Raw genomic sequence first — 24,183 nt, 5'->3', positions numbered from 1 at the left:
TTAAATCCTCCTTAAATATTCATGAATTTTAAAGGCAGCCAATTTTCCCTCTTTTGCTGCTCTTGTTATTGTATCCCCTCCATTAACACAATCACCACCAGCAAAGACACCTTTTATATTTGTCATAAAGTTTTCATCAACTTTGATTAAACCATTTTCTTTTTGAATTTCAGGAAAAATGGTTTCTTCTAATTTTTGTCCTATTGCAATAATAATATTGTTTAATGGAATAATAAATTCACTATTCTCTATTAATTTTGGTACTCTTCTTCCATCTTTATCTTTTTCTTTTAAACTGACTTGAGTCACTTTTATACCCTCTACTTTCTCCTTTCCTACTATTTCAATTGGAATTGATTCAAAGTAAAAATTAACACCGAGTTTCTTTGCTCTCTCAAATTCTTCAGGATAACATTTTAAATCTGTTAAACCTCTTCTATAAATTATAATAACTTCTTTATCTGGATAGAGTGTTTTTAATGTATTTGCAACTTCAAAAGCAACATTTCCTCCACCTATAACACCAATCCTTTCTCCAAATTTTATCTCTTCTCCTCTCTTTATTTTCCTTAAGATCTCTCTTGCTTTAAAAACACCCTCTTTATCTTTTCCTAAGACTTCAAGTTCAATTTCATCTGAAAGACCTATACCAATAAATATTGCTTTAAAACTATTTAATATTTCATTAAGATTTTCTACTCTTTTTCTTACAAACTTAAAAATGAAATTTTCTTTAATAAAATCTAAATCTCTTTTTAGAGTCTCATCGCTTAATCTCAAATTTGAAATTTCTTTAAGAGGAATTCCACCTAATTCTGTATCAGAAAATACGACTGTTTTATAACCAAATGTTCTTAAATAAAATGCACAAGATAAAGAAGCAGGCCCACCACCTATTATTGCTACTTCTTCATATTTATATTCTGGAAGAGAAAGATTTTTATTATCACAAAAATATTCAGTTAAAAATTTGTGAAGTTCTCTTATCTTGATAGGTTTGTCAATTTTCCCTCTTGTACACTCAGTTTGACAAAGAATTTCTTCTGGACAGACACAACCTGCAATTGAGATCAGTGGATGATTTTCTCTTACAAGTTCATATGCTGACTTAAAATTTTTATTTTTTATAAAATAGATAAAATTAGATATCGGAAGATTTATTGGACAAGCCTTTTCACATGGAGCATCAAAGCAATATAAACACCTTTCAGCCTCAATTATTGCCCACTCAAGGGCAATTTTTTCGAAATCCTTTTCATTCATCTATCACCCCTCTTAAAATTAAGTTTATTATAATTAATTATAAACTATTAATTAAAAGACCAATTTCAATTCTTTTTTTCTGAATTTCACAAAAATCATCCGGCATTTTTAAAGGATCACTATTTATAAAGTATGAATGAGCAATACACCCTCCTCCACAAAGATATTTTGCCCAACAACTTTTGCATTTTTCTTTTGAATTAATATCATTTAGATACATAAAATAATTTTTCTTATTCTCATCTATTCCATCAAATATGTTACCAACTTTAAATTCTTTAAACTCCTTTAAAAAATGACAAGGATATATGTCTCCTTTTGTATCAACTGCTAAATATTCAACACCAGCACCACATCCAAAATTCATCTTACCTAGACATGGTCCATTAGATAAATCAATATTAAAGTGATAAAAGTTTAACTTATTTCCTTTCAATTTTTCATTATAGATATACTCTCCTAATTTTTCATACTCTTTTTTTAATTCTTTAAGGTCTTCTTTTTTTAAACTTAAAGGATTTTCTTTATCTAAAATAACCGGTTCAAGAGAGATATTTTTAAAACCGTTTTCATAAAAAAATTTTGCATTTTCAAAAATATCTTTTGTTTTATTTGTAAAAGTACCTCTTATATAATAACCCTCATAATTTTTTAAATTTTTAATATTTTTATAAACATAATCAAATGAATTTGATCCATTTTTCATTTTTCTATGTAAATTATTAACTTCAGGCGGACCATCAAGAGATATAATTAAACTTACAAAATTTTCTTTTAAAAAATTTAATTTTTCTTCATCTAATAAAACTCCATTTGTTGTTAAAGAAAATCTTAAAATTTTTCCATACTCTTTGCTCCTTTTACCACCATATTCAATTGTTTTTCTTACAACTTTCCAATTTATTAGTGGTTCACCACCAAAAAAATCAATTTCAATATGTTTCGTTTTTGAATTCTCAATTAAAAAGTCAACTGCTTTTAAACTTACATTTTCATCCATCAAACTCTCATTATCTCCAAAAGTTCCATCATTAACAAAGCAATAATCACATTTCATATTACAGGTTTGAGAGATAAGAAGACATAAAGATTTTAAGTATTTTGGTGGATTAAATTTTACATCATATTTTTCCCATATTTTTTTCTCTTCATTTAAAAATGGCTCATCTATTAAAGAATTTTCATTTAAATTAAAATAAAAATCTTTATCAACTTCAATAAGACTACCCGTAATTGGAAAAAAAACAAAAAATCTGTTTAAAAAAGAAAATTTGTGAAATAAAGGAGGTTTAAAAGACAAACTTTCTATCTTCTCTATCTTTTTCACAAATTTGATTTCCAACAGTCATTGATGTTTTACAAGCAGATTTACAAGGAGTTGCACATTCTCTACAATTTAAATTTTTCTTTTTCAAAAAAGGTTTATTCTTAATAACCTTTATCATAAATACCTCCTAATCTTTATTTATTTTATCAACACCAATATATGGTATCAATACCTCTGGAATTGAAACAGAGCCATCTTCATTTTGATAATTTTCAATGAGTGCTGCAAAGCACCTTCCAACTGCTACGCCTGATCCATTTAAGGTATGAACATATTCTATTTTTCCATTTTCTCTCCTAAATCTTGTATTCATTCTTCTTGCTTGAAAATCTGTGCAGTTTGAACATGACGATATTTCTACAAACCTTCCATATGAAGGCATCCAAACCTCAATATCATAAGTTTTACTTGCTGAAAAACCAGACATATCTCCGGTTGAAAGAAGCATAACTCTATATGGAAGTTTTAATTCCTTTAAAACATCCTCAGCCTCATTTACAAGTTTTTCAAGTTCAAGATAAGAATCTTCTGGTTTTACAATTTTAACAAGTTCAACTTTATTAAATTGATGAACTCTTATTAAGCCTCTTGTATCTTTTCCAGCAGCGCCCGCTTCTCTTCTAAAACATGCTGTATATGCAGTGTAATATTTTGGAAGATCTTTCTCATCTAAAATTTCATCCTTATGTAAATTAGTTAGTGGAACTTCTGCAGTTGGTATTAACCACAAATCTTCATTTTCAACTTTATACATATCTTCACCAAATTTTGGTAGTTGGCCTGTTCCAATCATAATATCACTTCTAACAAGAAAAGGCGGAAAAATTTCTGTATAACCATGTTTTTTTATATGAAGATCAAGCATAAAATTTATCAGTGCTCTTTCAAGTCGAGCACCTAATCCTTTATACAAACTAAACCTTGAACCAGAAAGTTTACTTGCCCTTTCTTGATCTAAAATATAAAGTTCTTCACCTAATTCCCAATGGGGCTTTGGATTAAATTTAAATTTTCTAATCTCTCCCCATCTTCTTATTTCAACATTAAAAGAACTATCAATTCCTTTTGGAACAGTTTCATGTGGTATATTTGGTATTCTTAAAATAATTTCATTTAGATTTTCCTCAACAATTTTTAATTTTTCTTTTATATTTTCGACTCTGTCAGATAGTTCTTTTGATTCAAGCAGAAGGTCACCTATATCTTCGCCTTTTCTTTTCAATTCTGCAACTTTTTTAGATAACAAATTTAAATTATGTTTTAATTCTTCAAATTCTTTGAGAAGAGTTAATCTTTCTTTATCCACTCTTAAAAATTCATCCAAAATTTCATCTGAATAGCCTCTTGCTTTAAGGGATTCTCTAACAATTTCAGGATTATTTCTTACAAATCTAATATCTAACATAACTCCTCCTTAACTTATATTGGTTCAAAACCAGAAAATTTTGGTTTATCTGTTTTCTCTTTTATCTGTTCATCCTTTGTTATTAATTTTAAATATCCCTCTCTTCTTAATCTCTCAACAATTTCACTAATTTTTGCATAAGTATATTTTTCAGTTGGGTCTTTATATCCAATCTCAACAAATTTGTTTGAATCAATAAAAAATAGATATTGAATAACATTTGATGTACCTTCAGGAGCATCTCTATTTTTATCAATGTAAAGGTCAATTATATCAATATTTGGCATATCTTCTGGCAGAAGTTGTCCGTTTTTTACAAGATTTATGAGTTTTTCTTTTAATTCATTTGTCTCTTTATGATTTTTAACAAGAACCATAGCGACATCTGAATCATATTCGATATCTCCACCACCAGTAGAATGAAACATAGTAGGTCTTTCAATCCCCTCTTCATCTAATTTGCATCCTTCTTTATCCAGAGCAGAAATTGCAACTATTGGAGATTTTAAAGAAAGAGAAAGCATAGCTATCTTACCCGAAACTTCATCAACTTTTTCTTCTAATGTTATGTATCCTTTTGATTCAACAGGTATTTTTTGAATATAATCAAGAAAAATCACTACAGTATCACATCTATGACTCTGCATTACATTGTAAGCATGCGCCTCAATTTTCTCTAAAGTATCATTGCTACTTCCTTCAATTATATATAGAAATGAAAATATATCTTGGAGTTTTTTATAAGCGTTTTCAAACTTTTTAAACTCTTCTTCATTTAATTCACCAGAAATTATTTTAACTGGATTAAGGCCAGATTCTTGAGAAAGAATTCTCAAATTTAGAATTCTTGAAGTTTGTTCCCATGAATAATAAAGAACAGGCACTCTCTCGTTCGCAATTATATTGACTGCTAAATGAAGTAAAAAATTCGTTTTACCTCTTCTTGGAGCACCAGCCATTGCATAATAAAAACCTGGTCTTAAACCAAGGAGAGATTTATTTAATGAAGTAAATGGTTCAATTGAAAAGCCATGATATTTTCTTCTCTCAAAAACATCCCTTACTATGTTCTTAATTATATTTTCTGATGGAACCAACTTTTTATGCAATCTTTCTAGAGCAATTTTTTGAAGTTCTTCAGACATTGTAACTGCAAATGTAGCAATATCTTCGAGTTTATGAGGTCCTCTTCTTTCAACGAAATCTTTTATTTCATTTGAAATGTTAATTAATCTTCTTTCTCCATTTTTTATTCTTAAAATATCTATATAAGATAAAATCATTGCGAGAGTTGGAGTCTCTAAATTTTCAATTTCTAACAAAGTTCTTTTTATTTCATCATCAAAAACACCCTTTTTCTCAAGATGTCTTTTAACCGTTTGAAAATCAATATAATCTACTTCACCTCTTCCTTCATAAATGTCAAGTACAGCATTTAGAATAGTAATTGTTTTTGGATCTTCAAAATAATCTACTTTAAAACCTTCTGATAATGATTTTGATATTGTAAATCTATCAGTAATAAAACCTTTTAAAATTTTTTTCTCAATTTCAGTACTCATATTACAATTATACAATGGAACAAAATAAATTTATCTACTCTCTAAATTTTTGAAACAAAAAAGAGAATTTGAAGTTTATAATTAAAAGGAGGAATATATGAAAAAAATTTTAATTTTTATGCTTTTAATTTTATTAGGGTTAAATTTCCTAACACAAAAAGTTTATGCAAACATTACTAGTGTTACATTTTCACCAAACTCACCAGGAAATCAGGTAACTCAGGGAGATGATACTGCAGGAAAAAATAACACACATTGGATTGTTACAATTAATTTTGATAATAATATTCCTTTTCTTCAAAATGGAGATACTTTAATAATCACCTTTCCTATAGGTTTTAATTTTAACAGTGCAATTATTACTATTACAACAAATACCACAGGTGCAACATTTGGAACAATAACAAAATCTTTAAATATTATTAATATACCTGTAACAGGAAATCAAACTTCAGGTGGTCAAGTACAAGTAGATATAACCAATGCTACAAATACAACAAAAGCAGGAAATTTAACTGGTAATCTAAAAGTAAAAAGAGGTTTTTCCTTTATTATAAATATTAATGGTAATGTAAAAGTTATACCAGATTTAATCAACTACATAACTATTTCGCCTAATCCATATAATAGTTTTGTAGGAGAGATAAGAAATTTTGAAGCAAATAGTTTTGATGGTTATGGAAATAAAAGGACAGATGTTTTTTTAATATATGGATGGGAGGATAAATTCGATTGGTCTATTGTTCCTATTTCAGATCCAGACCCAGGTGCTGCAATTTTTACAACTCCTAATACAAATGTTGATAATGTTACTATTCAAATGACTGATTGGGGTCATATTCAACTAAAAGCTGAATTCCCACCAAGTGGACCATATACTCATTTTGGTGTCGGAGACATTTATATTATTAGTCAAATTTCAACTCCAAAAGTAGATGTTGATCCACCTTATGCAGGTTCTCCTGCTGAATACACAATAAGATTTAATCTTGGTCCAAATGGAAGTGTAGTTGGTGGTATTGATTATGTAACAATTACTTTTCCTTATGATACTTTTGTTCCTTTTGGTTATCCATTTTTTGGAGCACTCATTAATGGCTATCCAGTTACTATTTATTATGTTGCAGTAAGAACTGTTAGATTAATATTTCCATATTCATTACCAAATGGAGCATTTGTTGTTGTTACATTTCCAATAAACACAGGAATAATTAATCCAACAAAATCTGGAACATATACTTTACAAGTTTATACATCTAAAGAACCAACACCAGTTACGTCTTTACCCTATGCAATTTACTATTCAGTTATTTCTCGACCTAAAGTTGAAGTTGAACCAAATGTTGTTGATACTAAAGCAAAATATACAATTGAATTTAGAACTGGAACAGCGGGTGCATTAATTAAAGATTATGATTTAATTGCAATAAAATTTCCTGATGATACATTTTTACCAATAACTTTTGATAAGAATGATGTTACAATTAATGGTTATAATCCAACTGATATAATTATTTCTTTAGAAAGAAAAATTACATTAAAAGTACCAATAAACATTCCAAATAATTCAAATGTAATAGTTATTTTTACAGAGAATTTTGGAATAAAAAATCCAACAAAAAGTGGTGATTATACACTTCAAGTTGCCACAAGTAAAGAACCAACTTATGTAACATCCTATTCTTATAAAATTGTTGAGTCAATTATTTCTGATTTAAAAGTTGAAGTTAATCCTTCTGTTACAAAAGTTGAAGCAGAATATAAAATAAGTTTTAAAACTGGAAAACATGGTTTACTTAATGAAGGAGAAAGTATTTACATTAAATTTCCAACCTATACAAAACTTCCTTCTGAAATTGACAAAAATTTAATAACTGTTAATGGAGTTAATTTAACAAAAAGTGTAATAATCGATTTTTCTAATAAAATTTTAACAATAAAAACTCCCATAAAAATTGAAAATGAGGAAAAAGTAGAGATTATAATTTCTAAAGAAGTTGGAATTAAAAATCCAGATAATCCTGGTGAATATAAATTAAAAGTATGGACTGAGAAAGAAAAAACTGAAATATCAACATCATATACACTTATTGAATCAATTTTAACTTCAATTTCAACAAAAGTAATGCCCCCATCAATTAAAAGGGCAGTATCTTTTGAAATAAGGTTAAAAACTGGTCCTGGTGGCTCATTAAATGTAAATGACTATATTTATATCAAATTCCCACAGAAGGTTGAGATTCCACTAAATATCAAACCATCTTCAATTACAGTGAAAGGCATTCCTTTAATAAAAATGCCATCTATTTCAAAAGATAAACTTATGTTAATACTTCAAACACCTGTACCGATTGCTAAAGAAGAGGAATTTGTTATATACATTTCACAAGATGCAAACATAAAATTTGTTGAAGAGGGAGAATACTTTTTAATAATTTATACATCAAGAGAGACAAACCCAATAAATACAAAATCTTTTCTTGTTTATCCTCAACCTGAGACAAAAATTATTCTTTCAATACCTGAACCAGATGGAATGAATGGATATTATAAAACTACACCAATTATAACTTTTTCATCCTCATCAAAGTATGACAAAGAGCCAATAGTATTTTATAGATGGGATAATGGTCCATGGATTGAATATAAAGGTTTAGTAACTCCACCAGAAGGGATTCATACACTTTACTATTATGCAAAAGATAAACTTGGAAGTAAAGAAGATATCAAAGAAAAAACCTTTAAACTTGACACAACATTTCCCAAAATTTTGTCTATAAATATTCAAAATGATATATATATTAATAGAGAAATTATTGAAATAGTTGGTTCTATTTCTGAAATTAATTCAATATTATTAATTCAAGGAAAAAGAGTAAATATAAAAGAGGACGGAACATTTAAAACAGAGGTTAATCTTTTTGAAGGAACAAATTCAATAACTTTTATAATAATTGATATTGCAGGAAACGAATCTTTTGAAGTTATTAAAGTTATAAGAGATACAATACCTCCAGAATTAATTATTGAATATCCAACTCCATGGGTTGTTGTTTATGATAAAATTATAGAAATAAAAGGTAAGGGAGAGGTAGGAGGAAAACTTACGGTTAATGGTGAGGAGATTTTAATAAGAGAAGATGGAAGGTTTGAAGGAAAATATGAACTTAAAAAATCTGGAACGAATGTTTTAGATTTTATATTAATTGATAAAGCAGGTAATATAACAAGAAAAAATATTGGTATAATTTGGAATCCAAGGGTTAAAATAGAACTTACAATTGGAAAAGTTGAAGCAAAGGTAAATGAGTTATCAAAAATTTTAGATTATCCACCATTTATTTATAATAATAGAACTATGGTTCCATTGAGATTTATAAGTGAATCTATTGGTGCAACTATTGAGTGGGATCCTGTAGTAAGAATTGTAACTATAACCATTGAAGATATTGAAGGAACAAAGAAAATTTTGAAACTTTCACCTGATTCTTCAATTGCATCATTAAATGGTAAACCATATCAAATGGATACACCACCTATTATAAAAAATGATAGAGTTTATGTGCCAATTAGGTTTATCATGGAAGTATTTGGCGCAAAGGTTGAGTGGAGGGCTCTAGAAAAGAAAGTTTTAATTACTTACCCAGGGGAGAGTTAATTCTCCCCTTGATTTTTTTAAATTTAATAGTAAAAATAGTTTATAAACAAGGGGAATTTAGTGAAACAAGAAAAGGAGGTTTTTAAACTAATGAAAAAAGGAAGGGTAGTCCTTCTATCATTTATAATTTTTTTACTTTTATCAATGTATATTCCAAGAGTTTATGGTGGTCCAGCTGTTAAATTAAAAGTGGAAGTTCCTTTGAGTGCAAAAGTTGGAGTGCCATTTAATATTACAATAAAGGCTCTTGATGCAAGCGATGTTTTGGATTCATCATTTAGTGGGACAGTTAATTTATCAGTAGTTCAATCGGGTTTTGCTATATATCCTTATGAGGTCATTTTTAATGGATCTGAAGGTGGTCAAAAAATAGTATCAGTTACAATTTCTTCAAATGATTTAACAAACTGGGCAACAATTCAAATAAAAGCAACTAAAACAGGATTAACAGACGGCATTTCATCTGGATTTTCAATAACAGGTGGAAACCCCTCTTTTATTGAAGTTCTACCTTTATCAATAAGTGGATCTACTTATTCTGTTTTTTCAGTTGTTGCTACAAATGATGCTGATGACGGATTGACATTAATACCTTTCAATGCAAATGAAAAAGGTTGGGATCAAGATGCCTCTGGAACATTTACAGAAATAGATTATTATTATATTGATATTGATGGAAGCAACAATGTTTCATCAGGAGATGTTAGAATTACACCAGTAACTTGGGGGTCTGTTACATATCCTGCTGGTTCGATTGTAAAAAGTGGAGATACTGATTTAGGCGCATCTCTAACTATTTTTTTTGGAAGCAATTTAAAACATCTTGAAAATGTTAAAGCAGATGGAAAGTATAATTATGGAGAATTATTATATTTAGATTCTAATACTAACAATACTGTAGATTTTGGTGATACAAGAAGATCAACCACTCCTGGATTTTATACAACAACTGCTGGAAATCCAATAACTTATGAAGTAAGAATTTATGATGAATGGAGAAATATTGTATGTGATTATAATAAAAATGTTGTTTTTAATTCAAGTGATCCCCTTGCCACCTTCTCACCCTCAAATTATACCTTTAACTCTTCAGACAATGGAAAACACACCTTTACTAATGGAGTAATCTTAAAAACTTCTGGTACTCAAACAATCAATGCTTTAGATGGATCTGGCCTTCAAGATTTAATGCCACCTAAAATTAAAGTTGGAGTTTCAACTTTGCACCATTTCGAGTTTTATAATTTTTCTACAACTACACCTGTTGCTGGAACAAATTTTAGTTTTAGAGTAAAAGCAGTTGATGAATTTGGAAATACTATAACAAATTATACTGGAACAGTTCACTTTTCAACAACAGATACTTACTCATCACCACCCTTAATTCTTCCGCCTGACACTACATATGTTCCGGCAGATAATGGAGACAGACCCTTTAACGCAACTTTAATAACTGCTGGACCTCAAACAATTTATGTTGAAGATACATCAAATCCAACAATAAAGGGAAGTGCAACTTTTAACGTTCAACCTCAAATTTTAGATAATTGTACATTTGTATTTGAATCAATAGGTCCACAGACAGTAGGAAATTCATTTCAAATAACAATTAAAGTAAAAGATAGTTTTGGAAATCTTAATACATCTTTTAATGGAGTTGCATATTTAGCTTCATCTCCAGTAGGAATATCTCCAACCTCAATAACATTTACTAATGGAGTTTGGACAGGCAATGTGATTTTAACTACTTCATCAAGTGCCGCTTATATTTATTGTGATGATGAAACACCTCCAACACTTCCACCTGCACCGGCTGATCCAAATATTAATCCAGGTATTTCTAATACATTCACTGTTTCAGATCCAGATCCTATTTCTTTTCAATTTGAACCAATTGGAAATCAAAGCAAAAATACTCCATTTCAAATAACAGTTAAGGCTGTGGATAGCGCTGGAAGAATAGTTACATCATATAATGGGCCTATAAAACTTTTTGTTTCAACTCCAGGTGGAACAATAACACCAAATATAATAAATTTAACTAATGGAATATGGACTGGAAATGTTACTTTAAGTACATCAGATTCAGGAGCTAAAATTTATGCAAATTCACAATATGGAGAATATATTTATTATGATATTGATAATAGTAATAGTGTAAATGTTGGTGATAAAAGATTAACTAATGTTAGAAATTATAATTATAATACTTTTGTTGCATCAGGAAATACAGATATAGGTTTATTACTTATAACATTTGCTTCTAATGAGAAACATACAGAAAATGTTAGTGTAAATAATTTGTTTGATTTTGGAGAATATATTTATGTAGACATAGATGGTGATAACAAAGTAAGTGTAGGTGACAAAAGATTAACACCATATGGAAATTATAGAGCAAATACTTACGTTCAAAGTGGAGATTCAGATTTAAATATAAATTTAATAACATTTAATTCATTAGAAAAACATACAGAACACATAATTTCGAATAGTACATATGATATTATTTTTGGTGAATCTAATATATTTTCTGTATCATCAAGTGTGGTAGATCATTTTGAATTTCTACCAATTGCTTCTCCTCAAACTGCGGGTGTACCTTTTTCTGTAACTATCTATGCAAAAGATTCTTTTGGAATGATTGTTACATCTTTCAATCAACAAGTTATAATTTCTTCCTTACCAACAATGGGAGTTTCAACAAATCCTTCTCCAGTAGTATTTGTAAATGGAATATGGTCTGGAACAGTTACTTTAAATACTCCTTCAACTGCAGTAAAACTTGTAGCAACTTATGGAAGTGTGACCGGTGAATCAAATTTATTTGCACTTCAAGGAACATTGAATCACTTTTCTTTTTCATTAATTCCTTCTCCTCAAAAGGTAAATCAAAGTTTCTTTGTTGAAATAACTGCAAGAGATGGTAATGAGAATATTGTTACAAACTTTACAGGAAATGTTAATTTAACATTAAATCCATCAGGACCTATTTCACCAGGAACTGTTGGTCCGTTTGTAAATGGAAAGTGGAGTGGATATATAACAATTAATGCCCCATTTTCAAGTGTTCAAATAGTTGCAACAGATGCAGGGGGAAGTGGGATGAATGGTTACTCAAATTCATTTTCAGTTGTAGGTCCACTAGATCACTTCCATTTTTCTCCAATTGCACCACAAGTTTCTGGAGTTCCTTTCTTAATAAGAATTGAAGCACATGACTCTCAACACAATCTAATTTCAGACTTAAATACCACTTTAACCCTTTCATCTTCAGTGGGAAATATAATTCCAACCTCTGTTAATATGGTGAATGGAGTTTTTGAGGGTAATATTACTCTTGATACTCCTACACCATCAGTATTTATTACAGCATCTGCCCTTTCAAAGTTCGGAACTTCTAACAACTTTTCTGTTTCTGCAGGATTACATCATTTCACTTTTGATTTAATAGCATCGCCTCAAACAGCAGGAACTCCCTTTTTAGTTAAAATATATGCAAAAGATAGTTTAGATAATATAATTTCAAACTTTAATGCAACAGTTCCTATTTCAGCAACAGTTCCTGCTAATTTTGTAATTGAGCCTACTTCAGTAAATTTTGTTAATGGAGTATGGAGTGGCTACATAACTTTATATAAAACTGGTACAAATGTACAACTTAAAGTTGAATATGCATCAAAATATGGATTATCTAATCAATTTAATGTTTTACCAGGGCCACTTCACCACTTTAAAGTCACTTCAAATGACTTAGACCCTGTTACTGGAGATTATAAACCAGTTGGTCCACAAACAGTTGGATGTGTCTTTAATCCTGGAGCTCATCCTGAAAATGCATTAAGAATTACTGCAGTTGATCAATGGGATAATACTGTAACAACATATTCAGGTGCAGGTTATTCAGTTATTGTTACTTCCACTGATCCAAATGCCCAAATTGCTGGTTTTCCTTTACCCTATACTTTAACTGGTTTTTCCTCTGGTGTAAGAGTTGTAAATTCAATGGAAATGGGAACTGTCGGTATTCACACAATTACTGTGACTGATACCTCAAATCCAGGAATTAAAGGAACATCAAATCCATTTACTGTTGCAAGCCAAACAATTCACCATTTTGATTTTGATATTATAGGTCCTCAAACAATAAATAATCCATTTAATATAACTATTTATGCAAAAGATATAAATGGATATATTGTAAGTGCTTGGGATAATACTGATACATGGGGAATTTATGGAGGAGGAGCTTGTAACGTTAATTTAACTGCCTCAACAGGTGGAATTTCTCCAATAACAACAGGAAACTTTACATTAGGCAAATGGACTGGAAGCGTCACACTTTATACTCCTCACTCAAGTATGAAAATAACTGCAAACAATGGACCAATAACTGGGACTTCAAACTCATTTACTTGTGCATCAAATGTTTTAGGTAGATTTGAATTTGAATTAATATCAAATCAAACCGCAGGTATACCATTTAATATAACTATAAAAGCTGTTGATCTTGCTGGTTCTTTGATTACAACATGGAATGGAACAGCGCTTCTTACTTCTTCAACAGGGCCTGGTACAATTTCTCCTTCTTCAACAACTTCATTTATTAATGGTAGATGGACTGGGAGTGTCACAATAAACACTCCAAATCCATCTGTTCAAATTTTTGCTGAGGATCCTATAACTCATAAAATGGGAATGAGTAATATATTTTCAGTTTTCGGTGCGCTTGACCACTTTACCTTTGATACAATACCATCTCCACAAGTTGCTGGAACTTCTTTCACAATAAAAATTTATGCTAAAGATTCACTTAATTACACAATTCCAAATTTTGTATCTCAAGTTAATTTATCTGTTTCAGATGGAACTATAACTCCTCAAATAACTGGTTTCTTTAATAATGGTGTTTGGATTGGAAGTGTAACACTAACAAAGGCTGGAACAAATATAAAATTAATTGCTGAAAAAGATGGTAAAATAGGAGAGTCAAATGCTATAACTCTACTTCCAGCACCAGTTAACAATTTTGTATTTTCAACTATTGGTGCACAAACAGTAAATGTTCCTTTTAGTGTAACAATTAAGGCTTATGATGAGTTTGGAAATTTGTGTACAAACTTTAATGGTTCTGCTACTTTATCTGCTGTAAATTCAACGGTTTTAGAGCCAACATCAATTACTTTTATAAGCGGTGTTTGGACAGGTAATGTAAAACTTGGAACTCATGGAACAGATGTTCAACTTAAAGTTATACTTACAACCCCATCTGTAACATCACTATCAAATAAATTTACTGTTGCAAAAGGACTTCACCACTTCTTAATATCAACAATTGGAAATCAAAACAAAGGAATACCATTTGAGATAACTGTTACTGCAAAAGATGAAGATAATTCAACTGTTTCAAGTTTTAATGGAACAGTTAATTTGACATGTTCTCTTGGTGTTGGAACTATAGAACCTATTACTTTAGGTCCATTTGTGAATGGAACATATACTGGAAATATAAAAATAAATAGAGCCGGAGATAATGTAACAATTACTGTCACAGATCCTGTTTCAGGAAAAACTGGAACCTCAAATGCATTTAAAGTTTTTGGGGATAAAATTATTTTCAAATCATCACCTCAAACAATAGATCTTGAACAAAAATCTTCAGCAATTGTTATAGGTTTAGTTGACCCTCAAGGGAACCCATTAATTGCTCCTACAAATATTACAGTCAATCTTACAACTAATTCTCCTACTGGAAAATTTTCTGAAGATGGAGTTAATTGGGGAATAACATCAATAATATTTACATCTGGAAGTTCAGAAAAATCATTTTATTACAAAGACTCTACTCCTGGTGCTTGGGATATTACTGTTTCAGCAACAAATTATGAAAGTGCAACTCAAAGAATAGTTGTTTCTGGAAAAATTGCAAATGGTTCAGGTCAAGTATCTATTAATCCTTCATCAGGATTAACAAATGAAAAAATAAATATAACTTTTACATTTACAGCGACATTTAGTTTATCTGGGGGTGCGATTAAATTAACTATGCCAGTAGGTTTTCCAAATCCTCAACTTACTGACCCCAACGGAGATTGTTTTGTTTCAGTAACTCCTGATACAGGAGTTTCTCTTGGAACAATACAAACTCAATTAAATAATTTAATAATTAATATTCAAACAATGGCTTCTGGTAATAAACTCACAATAAAATTAAATAATGTTACATTGCCTTCTATAGAAGGAAATTATACATTCTCATTCTTCACAATGGGTCAAGGAGGAACATTTACACCTATTGCAAATCAGCCTCAATTTAGAGTTGATAAAGGATTCAGTTTGGAGATATTATCTTTAACAGTATCTCCTCAAACTGCATCAACTAACGCAGGTTATACAATTATAATTAGAGTTGGAACTAAAGGAGAACTATCTGTTTCTGATGAAATAAATATAAAATTCCCAATAGGAACATTTATTCCCGCCACTATAAATACTAATTTAATAAAACTAAATGACACTCAAATTACAACTTCACCGATTGTTAATCAATCTGCAAATACAATTACAATTAAAACCCCAATTCCACTTCCAAAAGAAACAACAGCAAAAATTGAAATTTCTCCTCAAGCAGGAATAATTAATCCACCACAAGCAGGTAATTATACAATTGAAGTTACTACAAATAAAGAAACAAAACCTGCAACTTATAACTTTGTTTTATCTCCAGCACCACCGATTAGTGATATTGAGGTAAATGTAAAGCCACAAAGCGCTGGAAAAGAAGCTGAATATAATATTTTATTTAGAATAAATATAAACTTACTTGAGGGAGATAAAATTTATATTAAATTCCCATTGGGTACAAATATACCTCAATCAATTCTTCCAACAGCAATTCAAGTTTCAGGAGTTCCAATAAGATATGAACCGCTTGTTATAGGAAGATTACTTGTTTTAACCCTTTCAGCACCAATTGTAAAAGGTGAAAATTCAATTATAATATCAAAAAGTGCGAAAATAAAAAATCCTGAAATTCCAGATAAATATATTTTATATCTTTACACCTCAAGAGATCTTAATGAAGTTCCATCAAAACCTTATGAGATAGTTGGAACTCCATATACAATAATAACAGTAACTCCTGAATTACCTGATGGTATAAACGGTTGGTATGTAACAAAACCAAAAATAAAACTTGAGGGAAAGGGAGAAGGAGTTATTGAAACTTATTACTACTGGGACGACGAAGAACCTCAACTTTACACACAAGAGTTTTATGCAAAAGAGGGAGAGCACATTTTATACTTCTATTCAAAGACGAAAGGATTAGATAATGCAGAACAAGTTAGATCAAGAACATTTAAAGTAGATACAACTCCACCAAAAATTACAATTTTAGAACCAAAATTTGAATATACAAACAGACAAGATTTAGTTATTTCAGGAATAACAGAACCAACAATTCTGGTTTCAGCACAAACTTCAAGAACAACATCAAATACAAAAGGTCAATTTAATTTACTAATTAAACTTGTGCCTGGTTTAAATACAATAAAAGTTCAAGCAATTGATTCTGCTGGTAATATTAGTGAGGTTACATTAAGTATTACACTTGATACAACTCCGCCATATCTTGAACTTGATCCCTCAATAACAAAATGGATGGAAGTTTTTACAGAAACCTTTGAAGTAAAGGGAAAAGTTGAAGTGGGTGCAAAACTTTCAATTAATGGTATTGAAGTTTCATATGATTTACAAGGAAACTTTTCTTATAGTGTGAGATTACAGGAAGGAAATAATTCAATTTCAATTGTAGCAGTTGATAGAGCAGGAAATGAAAATTCAATTTATTTACCAATTAAATACATTAAAAGAACAGTTTTAAAAATAAAAATTGGTTCAAAAACAGTTTATGTAAATGATAAACCTGTTCAAATAGAAGCGGCTCCCTGGATAGATAAAAAATCTGGTAGAGCAATGGTGCCTCTAAGGGTTATAGTTGAAGCCTTTGGTGCAACAGTAGAATATAGATATATTTCTTTTGGAGATGAAAGAGTTTCAATTATATTTAAGTTAAAGAGAATAGATTTAAGAATTGGGTCAAATATTGCATATGTAGAGGGATTACCAGTAAGACTTGATGCTCCTCCTGTTATTATAAATGGAAGAACCTTTGTTCCAATAAGATTTATTATGGAAACATTTGGTGCAAAAGTTGATTGGGATCCATTTTCAAGCGAAATAACAATTACATATCCTGCACCATAATTTGAAGTAGATGAAATTTTGTTTGGATTTTTATATAAAGAATTAATTTATAAAATTGATAAAAGGAGGATATTTTATGAACAAAAAAATTAAATTATGTTTTATTCTACCTCTACTATTTGTATTGATATTTTCTTATCCATTGAAACTCTCTTTGAGTGCTGCAGGTTCAGGAACTTGTATTGTTGATCCAACTCAAGTTATACAAAATTCAACAGGAAATACACTTTATTTTACATTTACAGCAGCAGAACCCATGGAAAGTGGTGAAATTTCTATAACAGTTCCAACTGGTTTTAGTTTACCACAAACAACTAATCCTGCTGGATCAGGGTATGTTACTATTGATTCCAAATCTTCAGATGTTTATGTTGCGAGATTAATCAATAATATGGATTCATCATCAAGTTGGTTTTCATCTGATCCAGATTTAACAATTTCTACTGACTCTACAACTAAAAAAGAGGGATCTTCTTTAAAAATTAGTGTTGCTGCTAATGCCAATGCAACAAATGAAAGAGTTTATTATCAACTTCTGTCTACAGAAAACTGGAGTCCTTATACTGCTGTTGGATTCTGGATAAGATCATCCACCTATGTACCGTCTGGAGCACTTCAGTTCGCTTTTGCAACTTCAAATGATTTATCAGGAGCAACAACTTATTCAATTGGATCAATCTCCGCAAATACATGGACTTATGTAAAAATTCCAATTGTAGGTATTGCGAACGTTAAAACATATGGATTTATTTATAATTCAGATTATTTCGGAACATCTTTAGGAACAATATGGATTGATGATTTATTAATTTCACCAGGAAATGTATTTATTTCTGGAATGGATATTAGAGTAAGGTTTCTTTCTATAACAACAGGTGGTTGGATTAAGATAAAATACGAAAATGTTACTGCGCCATCAACGACTGGGGCTAAAACATTTACTACTAAATCAAGAGTTGAATCTGGTCAAACTTTAACAAATATTTCAGTTCAACCAACTGTTAATGTAATTGCACCACCTCCAGCAACAAAATTAGTTTTTACTTCTCCCCCACCCCCTTGGAGTTTAACTGCTGGAAATTGGGCTGGTCCTTTAACTGTTCAAAGGCAAGATTCATCAGGTAATCCTGTAACAAGTGGAAATTTAACAGTTAATTTATCCACAAACTCACCATATGGTAAAGGAAAATTTAGTTTAACAAGTGGTGGACCTACAGTAACTCAAGTTACAATTCCAGATGGTAGTAGTACAGTAAACTTTTATTATTATGATGAAACAGCAGGTGTTTGGACAATTACAGCATCTGCAACTGGTTTAACTTCTGCAACACAAAATATAACTGTTAATCCAAGTACAACAACTCAGTTAGTTATAACTTTACCTGGTGAGACTTTTGAAAATGGAAAGGGCAATACAGGAACACCAACTTCACAAACCGCAGGAGTTCAATTTCAAATTAGGGTTAGATATTGCGATGCATATTTTAATGTTGTACCTTCTTGGAATGGTGCCATAACTCTAACATTTAGTGGACCTAACCCCGCACCAGATGGAACAACACCAAATTTTCATGGAGATAATTCATCACCGTATCAACCTACTATAAATTTTACAAATGGTGTGTCTGGAGCGATTAATGTGACATTATATAAAGCAGAAACTACAATAATTCATGTAACAGATTTAACCTATTCTGGTGATTCATCAAATTTAATAGTTAATGGTGGTTCATTAAATTACTTTGCGATGCAATTCCCTGTTGTTGGAACAAAAATTGCAGGGCAATCTTTTCCTCTAATTATAGGTTGTTATGATCAATATCAAAATCCAACTAAATTTTCGGGTACTGTTGATTTGTCATTAGTTGATTCAGGAGGTATTCCAATCTCACCTCCTCCATCTCCTTTGATGTCTCCCACTTCAGTTACTTTTAATAATGAAACATCAAAAACAGTTCAGGTTACAATTTATAAATCTTATGATGATGCTTATATTAAAGCACAAAATCATGATGGAACACAAATTGGATACTCTTCTGCAATAGATATTTGGCATGGAGATTTACACCATTTTAGATTTAGTACAATTTCACCTTATGTAGAACAAAATGTGCCTTTTTCAGTAACAATTTATGCAGAAGATCAATGGGGAAATTTAATTGATAATACTGCAGGTGCAACACCGTATACAGGAACAGTTAATCTTACATGTTCATTAGGAATTGATAAAATTACTCCCACAACTGTAAGTTTTAATGATGCAACCCCAACCGATGGTATGGTAGCACCCTCTATTACTATAACCTATCCAGGAACATCTGTAACAATTACTGCAACTGATACAACTCTAAATAAAACAGGTACATCAAATTCATTTCCTGTTTTTGGATCAATTGATCATTATGAATTTGATACAATAGGTCCTCAAGTAAAAAATTTACAATTTTCTATAAAAGTATATGCAAAAGATATGGTGGGTAATACTCTAATTAATAATAATGAATGGGTACAACTTTCTGCAGAAGCTAACGATGGAACCCCAATAACCTTAACTGTGTCTGGAGGAAACCCAATTCAACTTGTAAACGGTGTTTGGCAAGGAAATGTTGCAATAAATACTCCAAACCCTCAAGTTAGAATTAGAGGTCAAAGGACTGGAGGAAATCCACAATATGGTTTATCAAATTGGTTTTCAGTTGCTGATAATGCACCAACTAAGTTTATTTTTGATACAATAACTTCGCCAAAAATTGCTGGAACTCCATTTCAAATAACAATAAGAGCAGTTGATTATTATAATTCACCAGTTATAAATTATAATGGAAATGCAATACTTTCAGCATCGACTGGGCCTGGTACTATATCACCAACAAATATTACCTTCACAAATGGTGTTTGGACAGGAAATGTAACCTTAACAACACCAAATCCATCTGTTGTTATAACATGTTATGATCCATCTACTTCTGCAATGGGTACTTCAAATTCATTTCAAGTAACAGGTGGAGTTGAAAGTTTTAAATTTTCAACAATAGCATCACCACAATATAAAAATGAAAATATTTATATTTCCATACAAGCAATTGATGTTAATGGAGATATAGTTACAGGATTTAATGGAACAGTAAATCTTTCATCAACCGCAGGAACCATAACACCAACATCTGTTAATTTTGTTGGTGGGATGTGGAGTGGAAATGTAAAGATAAATGCAGAAGGTCAAAATATAAGAATTCAAGCAACTTATGGAAGTAAAACTGGTTTTTCAGATCCATTTACAATACTTCCCTTCTCTCAACTTATATTTGAACCTAATATTTCTTCTCCTCAATATGTTGATGTGCCATTTTCAATAACAGTTAAAGCAAAGACACCTTCTGGAACACAAGCAACATGGAGCGGGACTTTGTCGCTTTCTTGTTCAATTGGAAATGATAAAATAGATAAAACAAGTTTAACAATGACAAATGGAATAGCCACAGAAAACATTAAAATTTCACAAAGAGCAACTGGAGTAACACTTACAGTTCAGGCAACAATTTATGGAACAACAATTTCAGGAACAAGTAACACTTTTGAAGTTAAGGAAGGAAATAAACTTGTATTTATTTCAGGAGAACAGGTTATTCCTATAGATACAGCATCAGGTGATATAAAGGTGCAGATTCAAGATCAAGATGGAAATCCAGTTAATGCAACAACGAATGTTAGTGTTAATCTCTCTTCAAGTTCAACAACTGGAAGGTTTTCTTCTGATAAAAACACATGGAGTACATCTAATACATTTACAGTAACAATTCAATCTGGCCAAAATCAAGTAACATTTTATTATAAAGATACTACTCCAGGCGTTCATACCCTCACTGCAAAAGCGACAGGTTTAAGAGATGGTAATCAAACAATAAGAGTATCTGTTGATGGAAGTGGTGAGTGTAAAATTTCTCCAGATTCTGCATTTGTAAGAGAGACAAATAAAGATTTTACTCTAACCTTCACATCAAAAGCAACAATGGATGGAGGAGAAATACAGATAATAGTCCCTAACGCTTTTTCTCAACCACAAAAAACATCACCTGCAGGTGAGGGATATATTTCTATAACACCAGGGACAGGAGTTACAATTGGAGATTGGACAATTTCGGGATACACAATAAATATTCCAATAAATGTTATGCCCAAAGATAGAACAATAACAATAAATTATAAGAAAGTAACTTGTCCATCTTCTACTGGCGATTATACATTTGATGTAAAAACAAGAGGTCCAGGTGGTACTTTAACTCCAATCGCAACAATGCCAAAAGTTACAATAACCTTAACAAGTGTTTCAGATGTTAAAGTTTCTCTTGATCCAACATCTGCATCTGCTTATTCAGAATACACAATTACATTTAAAACATCAACTGTTGGTCAATTATTATCAAATGTAGATAAAATTTATATTAAATTCCCAAGTGGAACAGAAGTTCCAGGAGTAATAGATGCTCAGAATATTTTAATTAATACAGTTTCATTAAATTCTCCACCATCAATTGATGTTCCAAAAAGAGAAGTAACACTTATAACTCCTGTTGATATTGGTGCAAATTCAGATGTTACAATTAAGTTTACACATAAGGCAAAAATTAAAAACCCATCATCAACTAGTACAAATTATCAAGTTGAATTATGGACAGATAAAGATCCAACTCATAAATTGTCTACTGCATACTCAATTACATCAAAAACAAGTGTTGTAAATGTAACTGTATCAATTAATCCACCAGGGGCAAATTCATATGGAGATATAACAGTTGGATTTAAAATAGCAAACGCTCTTGTTAAGGATGTTCATACAATAACAATTATTTTCCCATCCGGCTTTGATGTTCCACCCAACATTTCTCCAAATTTAATAACAGTTGGTGGAACACCCTTATCTGAAGCACCTACAATTGATTCTGGCACAAGGACAATTACTATGATAACTCCAAGAGATTTTGCAAAGGCTGGCACTGTTGAAATAGTTATAAGTAAAGATGCAAAAATTAAAAATCCAAGTAAAGCAGGTAAATATAAATTAACAGTTTATACATCTCAAGATAGTAATCCTGTTGACTCTCCTTTATTTGATATTTTAACTGAATCTCAAATTAAAGATGTTAAATGTGTAGTTTCACCTCCAACTGTTAATAAAATTTCAAGATGGGAAATTTCATTTAAAACTGGAACCCTAGGTGGTTTAGGAATAGGTGGAAAAATTTGGATTGAATTTCCATCTGGAACAACTATTCCTGGAACAATTCCTTCTGGTTCTGTTACTATTGATGGACTTACAGCAATAACACAAAAAATACTTTCACTTAAAATTGAAATTACAACTCCAAAAGAAATTCTTCCAAATTCTACAGTGAATATTGTTATAACCGAGGATGCAGGAATTAAAAATCCAAGTTCTCCATCTTCAACATATAAAATAAAACTTTCAACAACAGCAGAACAAACTCCTGTTGAATCAGATCCATTTACAATTTATCAACCACCCTCATCCTCATACAAAATTGATCCAGCAAATCCAAATGGCTTATCAGGATTTTACATAACAAAACCTGTAATAACTTTAAGTGCTGTGTCAAACTATGATCCAACTCCAAAAATATACTATAAATGGGGAAACGAACAATATAAACTTTACACAGGGCCATTAACAGCACCAGAGGGAATTAATAAACTTTACTTTTATGCTGAAGATAAATTTGGAAATAAAGAAGACGAAAGAACAATTGAAATAAAAGTTGATACAACACCTCCGGTACTTTCTCTTATTGAACCAAAGGAAGGTGGTTTTGTAAAAATAGAACAAGTTACTGTTGTTGTTGAATCAAAAGAAGAACTTTTAGATATTACATTAAACAATAATAAAATGGTTAAGCAAACCGGATTTAGATACTCAATAACAATAACAGTAAAAGAGGGTGAAAATATTCTTGTTATAAAAGGTAGAGATCTTGCAGGTAACACTCAAGAGATTACATTTAAAATTTATCTTGATAAAACACCACCTCAAGTCAAATTTACATCTCCTACATCAGGTCAAATTATAACTACAAGAAGTATAAAGGTGACTGGAGAAACAGAACCAAATTCTAAAATGAAAGTTAAAGTCAGTGGAGTAATTGGAACATTTAAAGAAGAGGAGTTAATTTCTGATTCAAAAGGTGCATTTGAAATTGAAATTAAAAATCTTCCACCAGGTTTTATTGGAGTTACAGTTGAGGTTACAGATCAAGCAGGTAATATTGGAAAAGGTACTCTTAATTTCATACACAAGCAAACAATACTCCTTTGGGTTGGAAAACCTGAAGCACAAATTGATAATGAACAGACGTATGTTGACCCTGATAATAAAGCAGTAACTCCATTTATTTTGCCACCAGGTAGAACAATGGTTCCTTTAAGATTTATATCTGAAGCATTTGGTGCAAAAGTTGAATGGGATGGGACAACAAAAACAGTAACAATTACATGGGGTAGTAAAACTATAAAACTTACAATTGGAGTTTACATAGCAAAAGTTGATGGAAAGGATGTAAAACTTGATGTTGCTCCAATTATAAGAGAAGGTAGAACTTTTGTTCCAATTAGATTCATTTCTGAAGCATTTGGTGCAGATGTTAAATGGGACGCAACTGAAAGAAAGATAACTATAACTCTTTAGTTT

Annotated in this window: 8 protein-coding genes; 3 read left to right on the top strand and 5 right to left on the bottom strand. The window is 30.6% G+C overall.

Features of this window, described 5'->3' with window-relative positions; all coding sequences use genetic code 11:
• Genes QMD25_01420 through QMD25_01400 form a run of 5 tightly spaced genes read right to left on the bottom strand, consistent with a single transcriptional unit; the run spans position 1 to position 5,557 of the window.
• Entirely contained in the window at positions 1 to 1,263 is a 1,263-nt protein-coding gene (locus tag QMD25_01420) for an FAD-dependent oxidoreductase (protein ID MDI6860662.1), read from the bottom strand.
• A 37-nt stretch (positions 1,264 to 1,300) separates the two neighbouring features.
• The gene (locus QMD25_01415) at positions 1,301 to 2,590 is read right to left on the bottom strand and encodes an SPASM domain-containing protein (GenBank protein ID MDI6860661.1); all 1,290 of its coding nucleotides are present in this window, start codon (positions 2,588 to 2,590) and stop codon (positions 1,301 to 1,303) included.
• Entirely contained in the window at positions 2,553 to 2,708 is a 156-nt protein-coding gene (scfA, locus tag QMD25_01410) for a six-cysteine ranthipeptide SCIFF (GenBank protein MDI6860660.1), read from the bottom strand. The genes QMD25_01415 and scfA overlap by 38 nt, the downstream gene beginning before the upstream one ends.
• A gap of 9 nt (positions 2,709 to 2,717) precedes the next feature.
• A complete protein-coding gene (gene serS, locus QMD25_01405) occupies positions 2,718 to 3,995 on the bottom strand; it encodes a serine--tRNA ligase (protein MDI6860659.1) in 1,278 nt (425 codons plus the stop codon).
• A gap of 14 nt (positions 3,996 to 4,009) precedes the next feature.
• Positions 4,010 to 5,557: a DnaB-like helicase C-terminal domain-containing protein gene (locus QMD25_01400; protein ID MDI6860658.1), complete on the bottom strand. Its 1,548-nt coding sequence runs from the start codon at positions 5,555 to 5,557 to the stop codon at positions 4,010 to 4,012.
• A gap of 97 nt (positions 5,558 to 5,654) precedes the next feature.
• Between QMD25_01400 and QMD25_01395 the strand changes: the two genes are divergently transcribed.
• The 3 genes from QMD25_01395 to QMD25_01385 all read left to right on the top strand — a co-directional run bounded on the left by QMD25_01395 (position 5,655) and on the right by QMD25_01385 (position 24,180).
• Complete coding sequence (locus QMD25_01395) at positions 5,655 to 9,215, top strand: stalk domain-containing protein (GenBank protein ID MDI6860657.1); 3,561 nt, start codon at positions 5,655 to 5,657, stop codon at positions 9,213 to 9,215.
• 90 nt (positions 9,216 to 9,305) lie between these two features.
• Positions 9,306 to 17,483 (top strand): stalk domain-containing protein, encoded by an 8,178-nt coding sequence (locus tag QMD25_01390; protein ID MDI6860656.1) that lies wholly within the window; start codon positions 9,306 to 9,308, stop codon positions 17,481 to 17,483.
• A gap of 76 nt (positions 17,484 to 17,559) precedes the next feature.
• Positions 17,560 to 24,180 carry a stalk domain-containing protein gene (locus QMD25_01385; GenBank protein MDI6860655.1) on the top strand — a complete coding sequence of 2,207 codons (6,621 nt, stop codon included), beginning with the start codon at positions 17,560 to 17,562 and terminating at the stop codon, positions 24,178 to 24,180.
• The last annotated feature ends 3 nt before the right edge of the window (positions 24,181 to 24,183 follow it).

It is taken from the genome of Caldisericia bacterium, from assembly GCA_030018355.1.
Taxonomy (GTDB): domain Bacteria; phylum Caldisericota; class Caldisericia; order B22-G15; family B22-G15; genus JAAYUH01.
This window is presented reverse-complemented; position numbering and strand designations above follow the sequence as displayed.

Coding starts and splice junctions, on each gene's coding strand:
- QMD25_01420 (MDI6860662.1), bottom strand. CDS start 1,263: ATGAATGAAAAGGATTTCGAAAAAATTGCCCTTGAGTGGGCAATAATT.
- scfA (MDI6860660.1), bottom strand. CDS start 2,708: ATGATAAAGGTTATTAAGAATAAACCTTTTTTGAAAAAGAAAAATTTA.
- serS (MDI6860659.1), bottom strand. CDS start 3,995: ATGTTAGATATTAGATTTGTAAGAAATAATCCTGAAATTGTTAGAGAA.
- QMD25_01400 (MDI6860658.1), bottom strand. CDS start 5,557: ATGAGTACTGAAATTGAGAAAAAAATTTTAAAAGGTTTTATTACTGAT.
- QMD25_01395 (MDI6860657.1), top strand. CDS start 5,655: ATGAAAAAAATTTTAATTTTTATGCTTTTAATTTTATTAGGGTTAAAT.
- QMD25_01390 (MDI6860656.1), top strand. CDS start 9,306: ATGAAAAAAGGAAGGGTAGTCCTTCTATCATTTATAATTTTTTTACTT.
- QMD25_01385 (MDI6860655.1), top strand. CDS start 17,560: ATGAACAAAAAAATTAAATTATGTTTTATTCTACCTCTACTATTTGTA.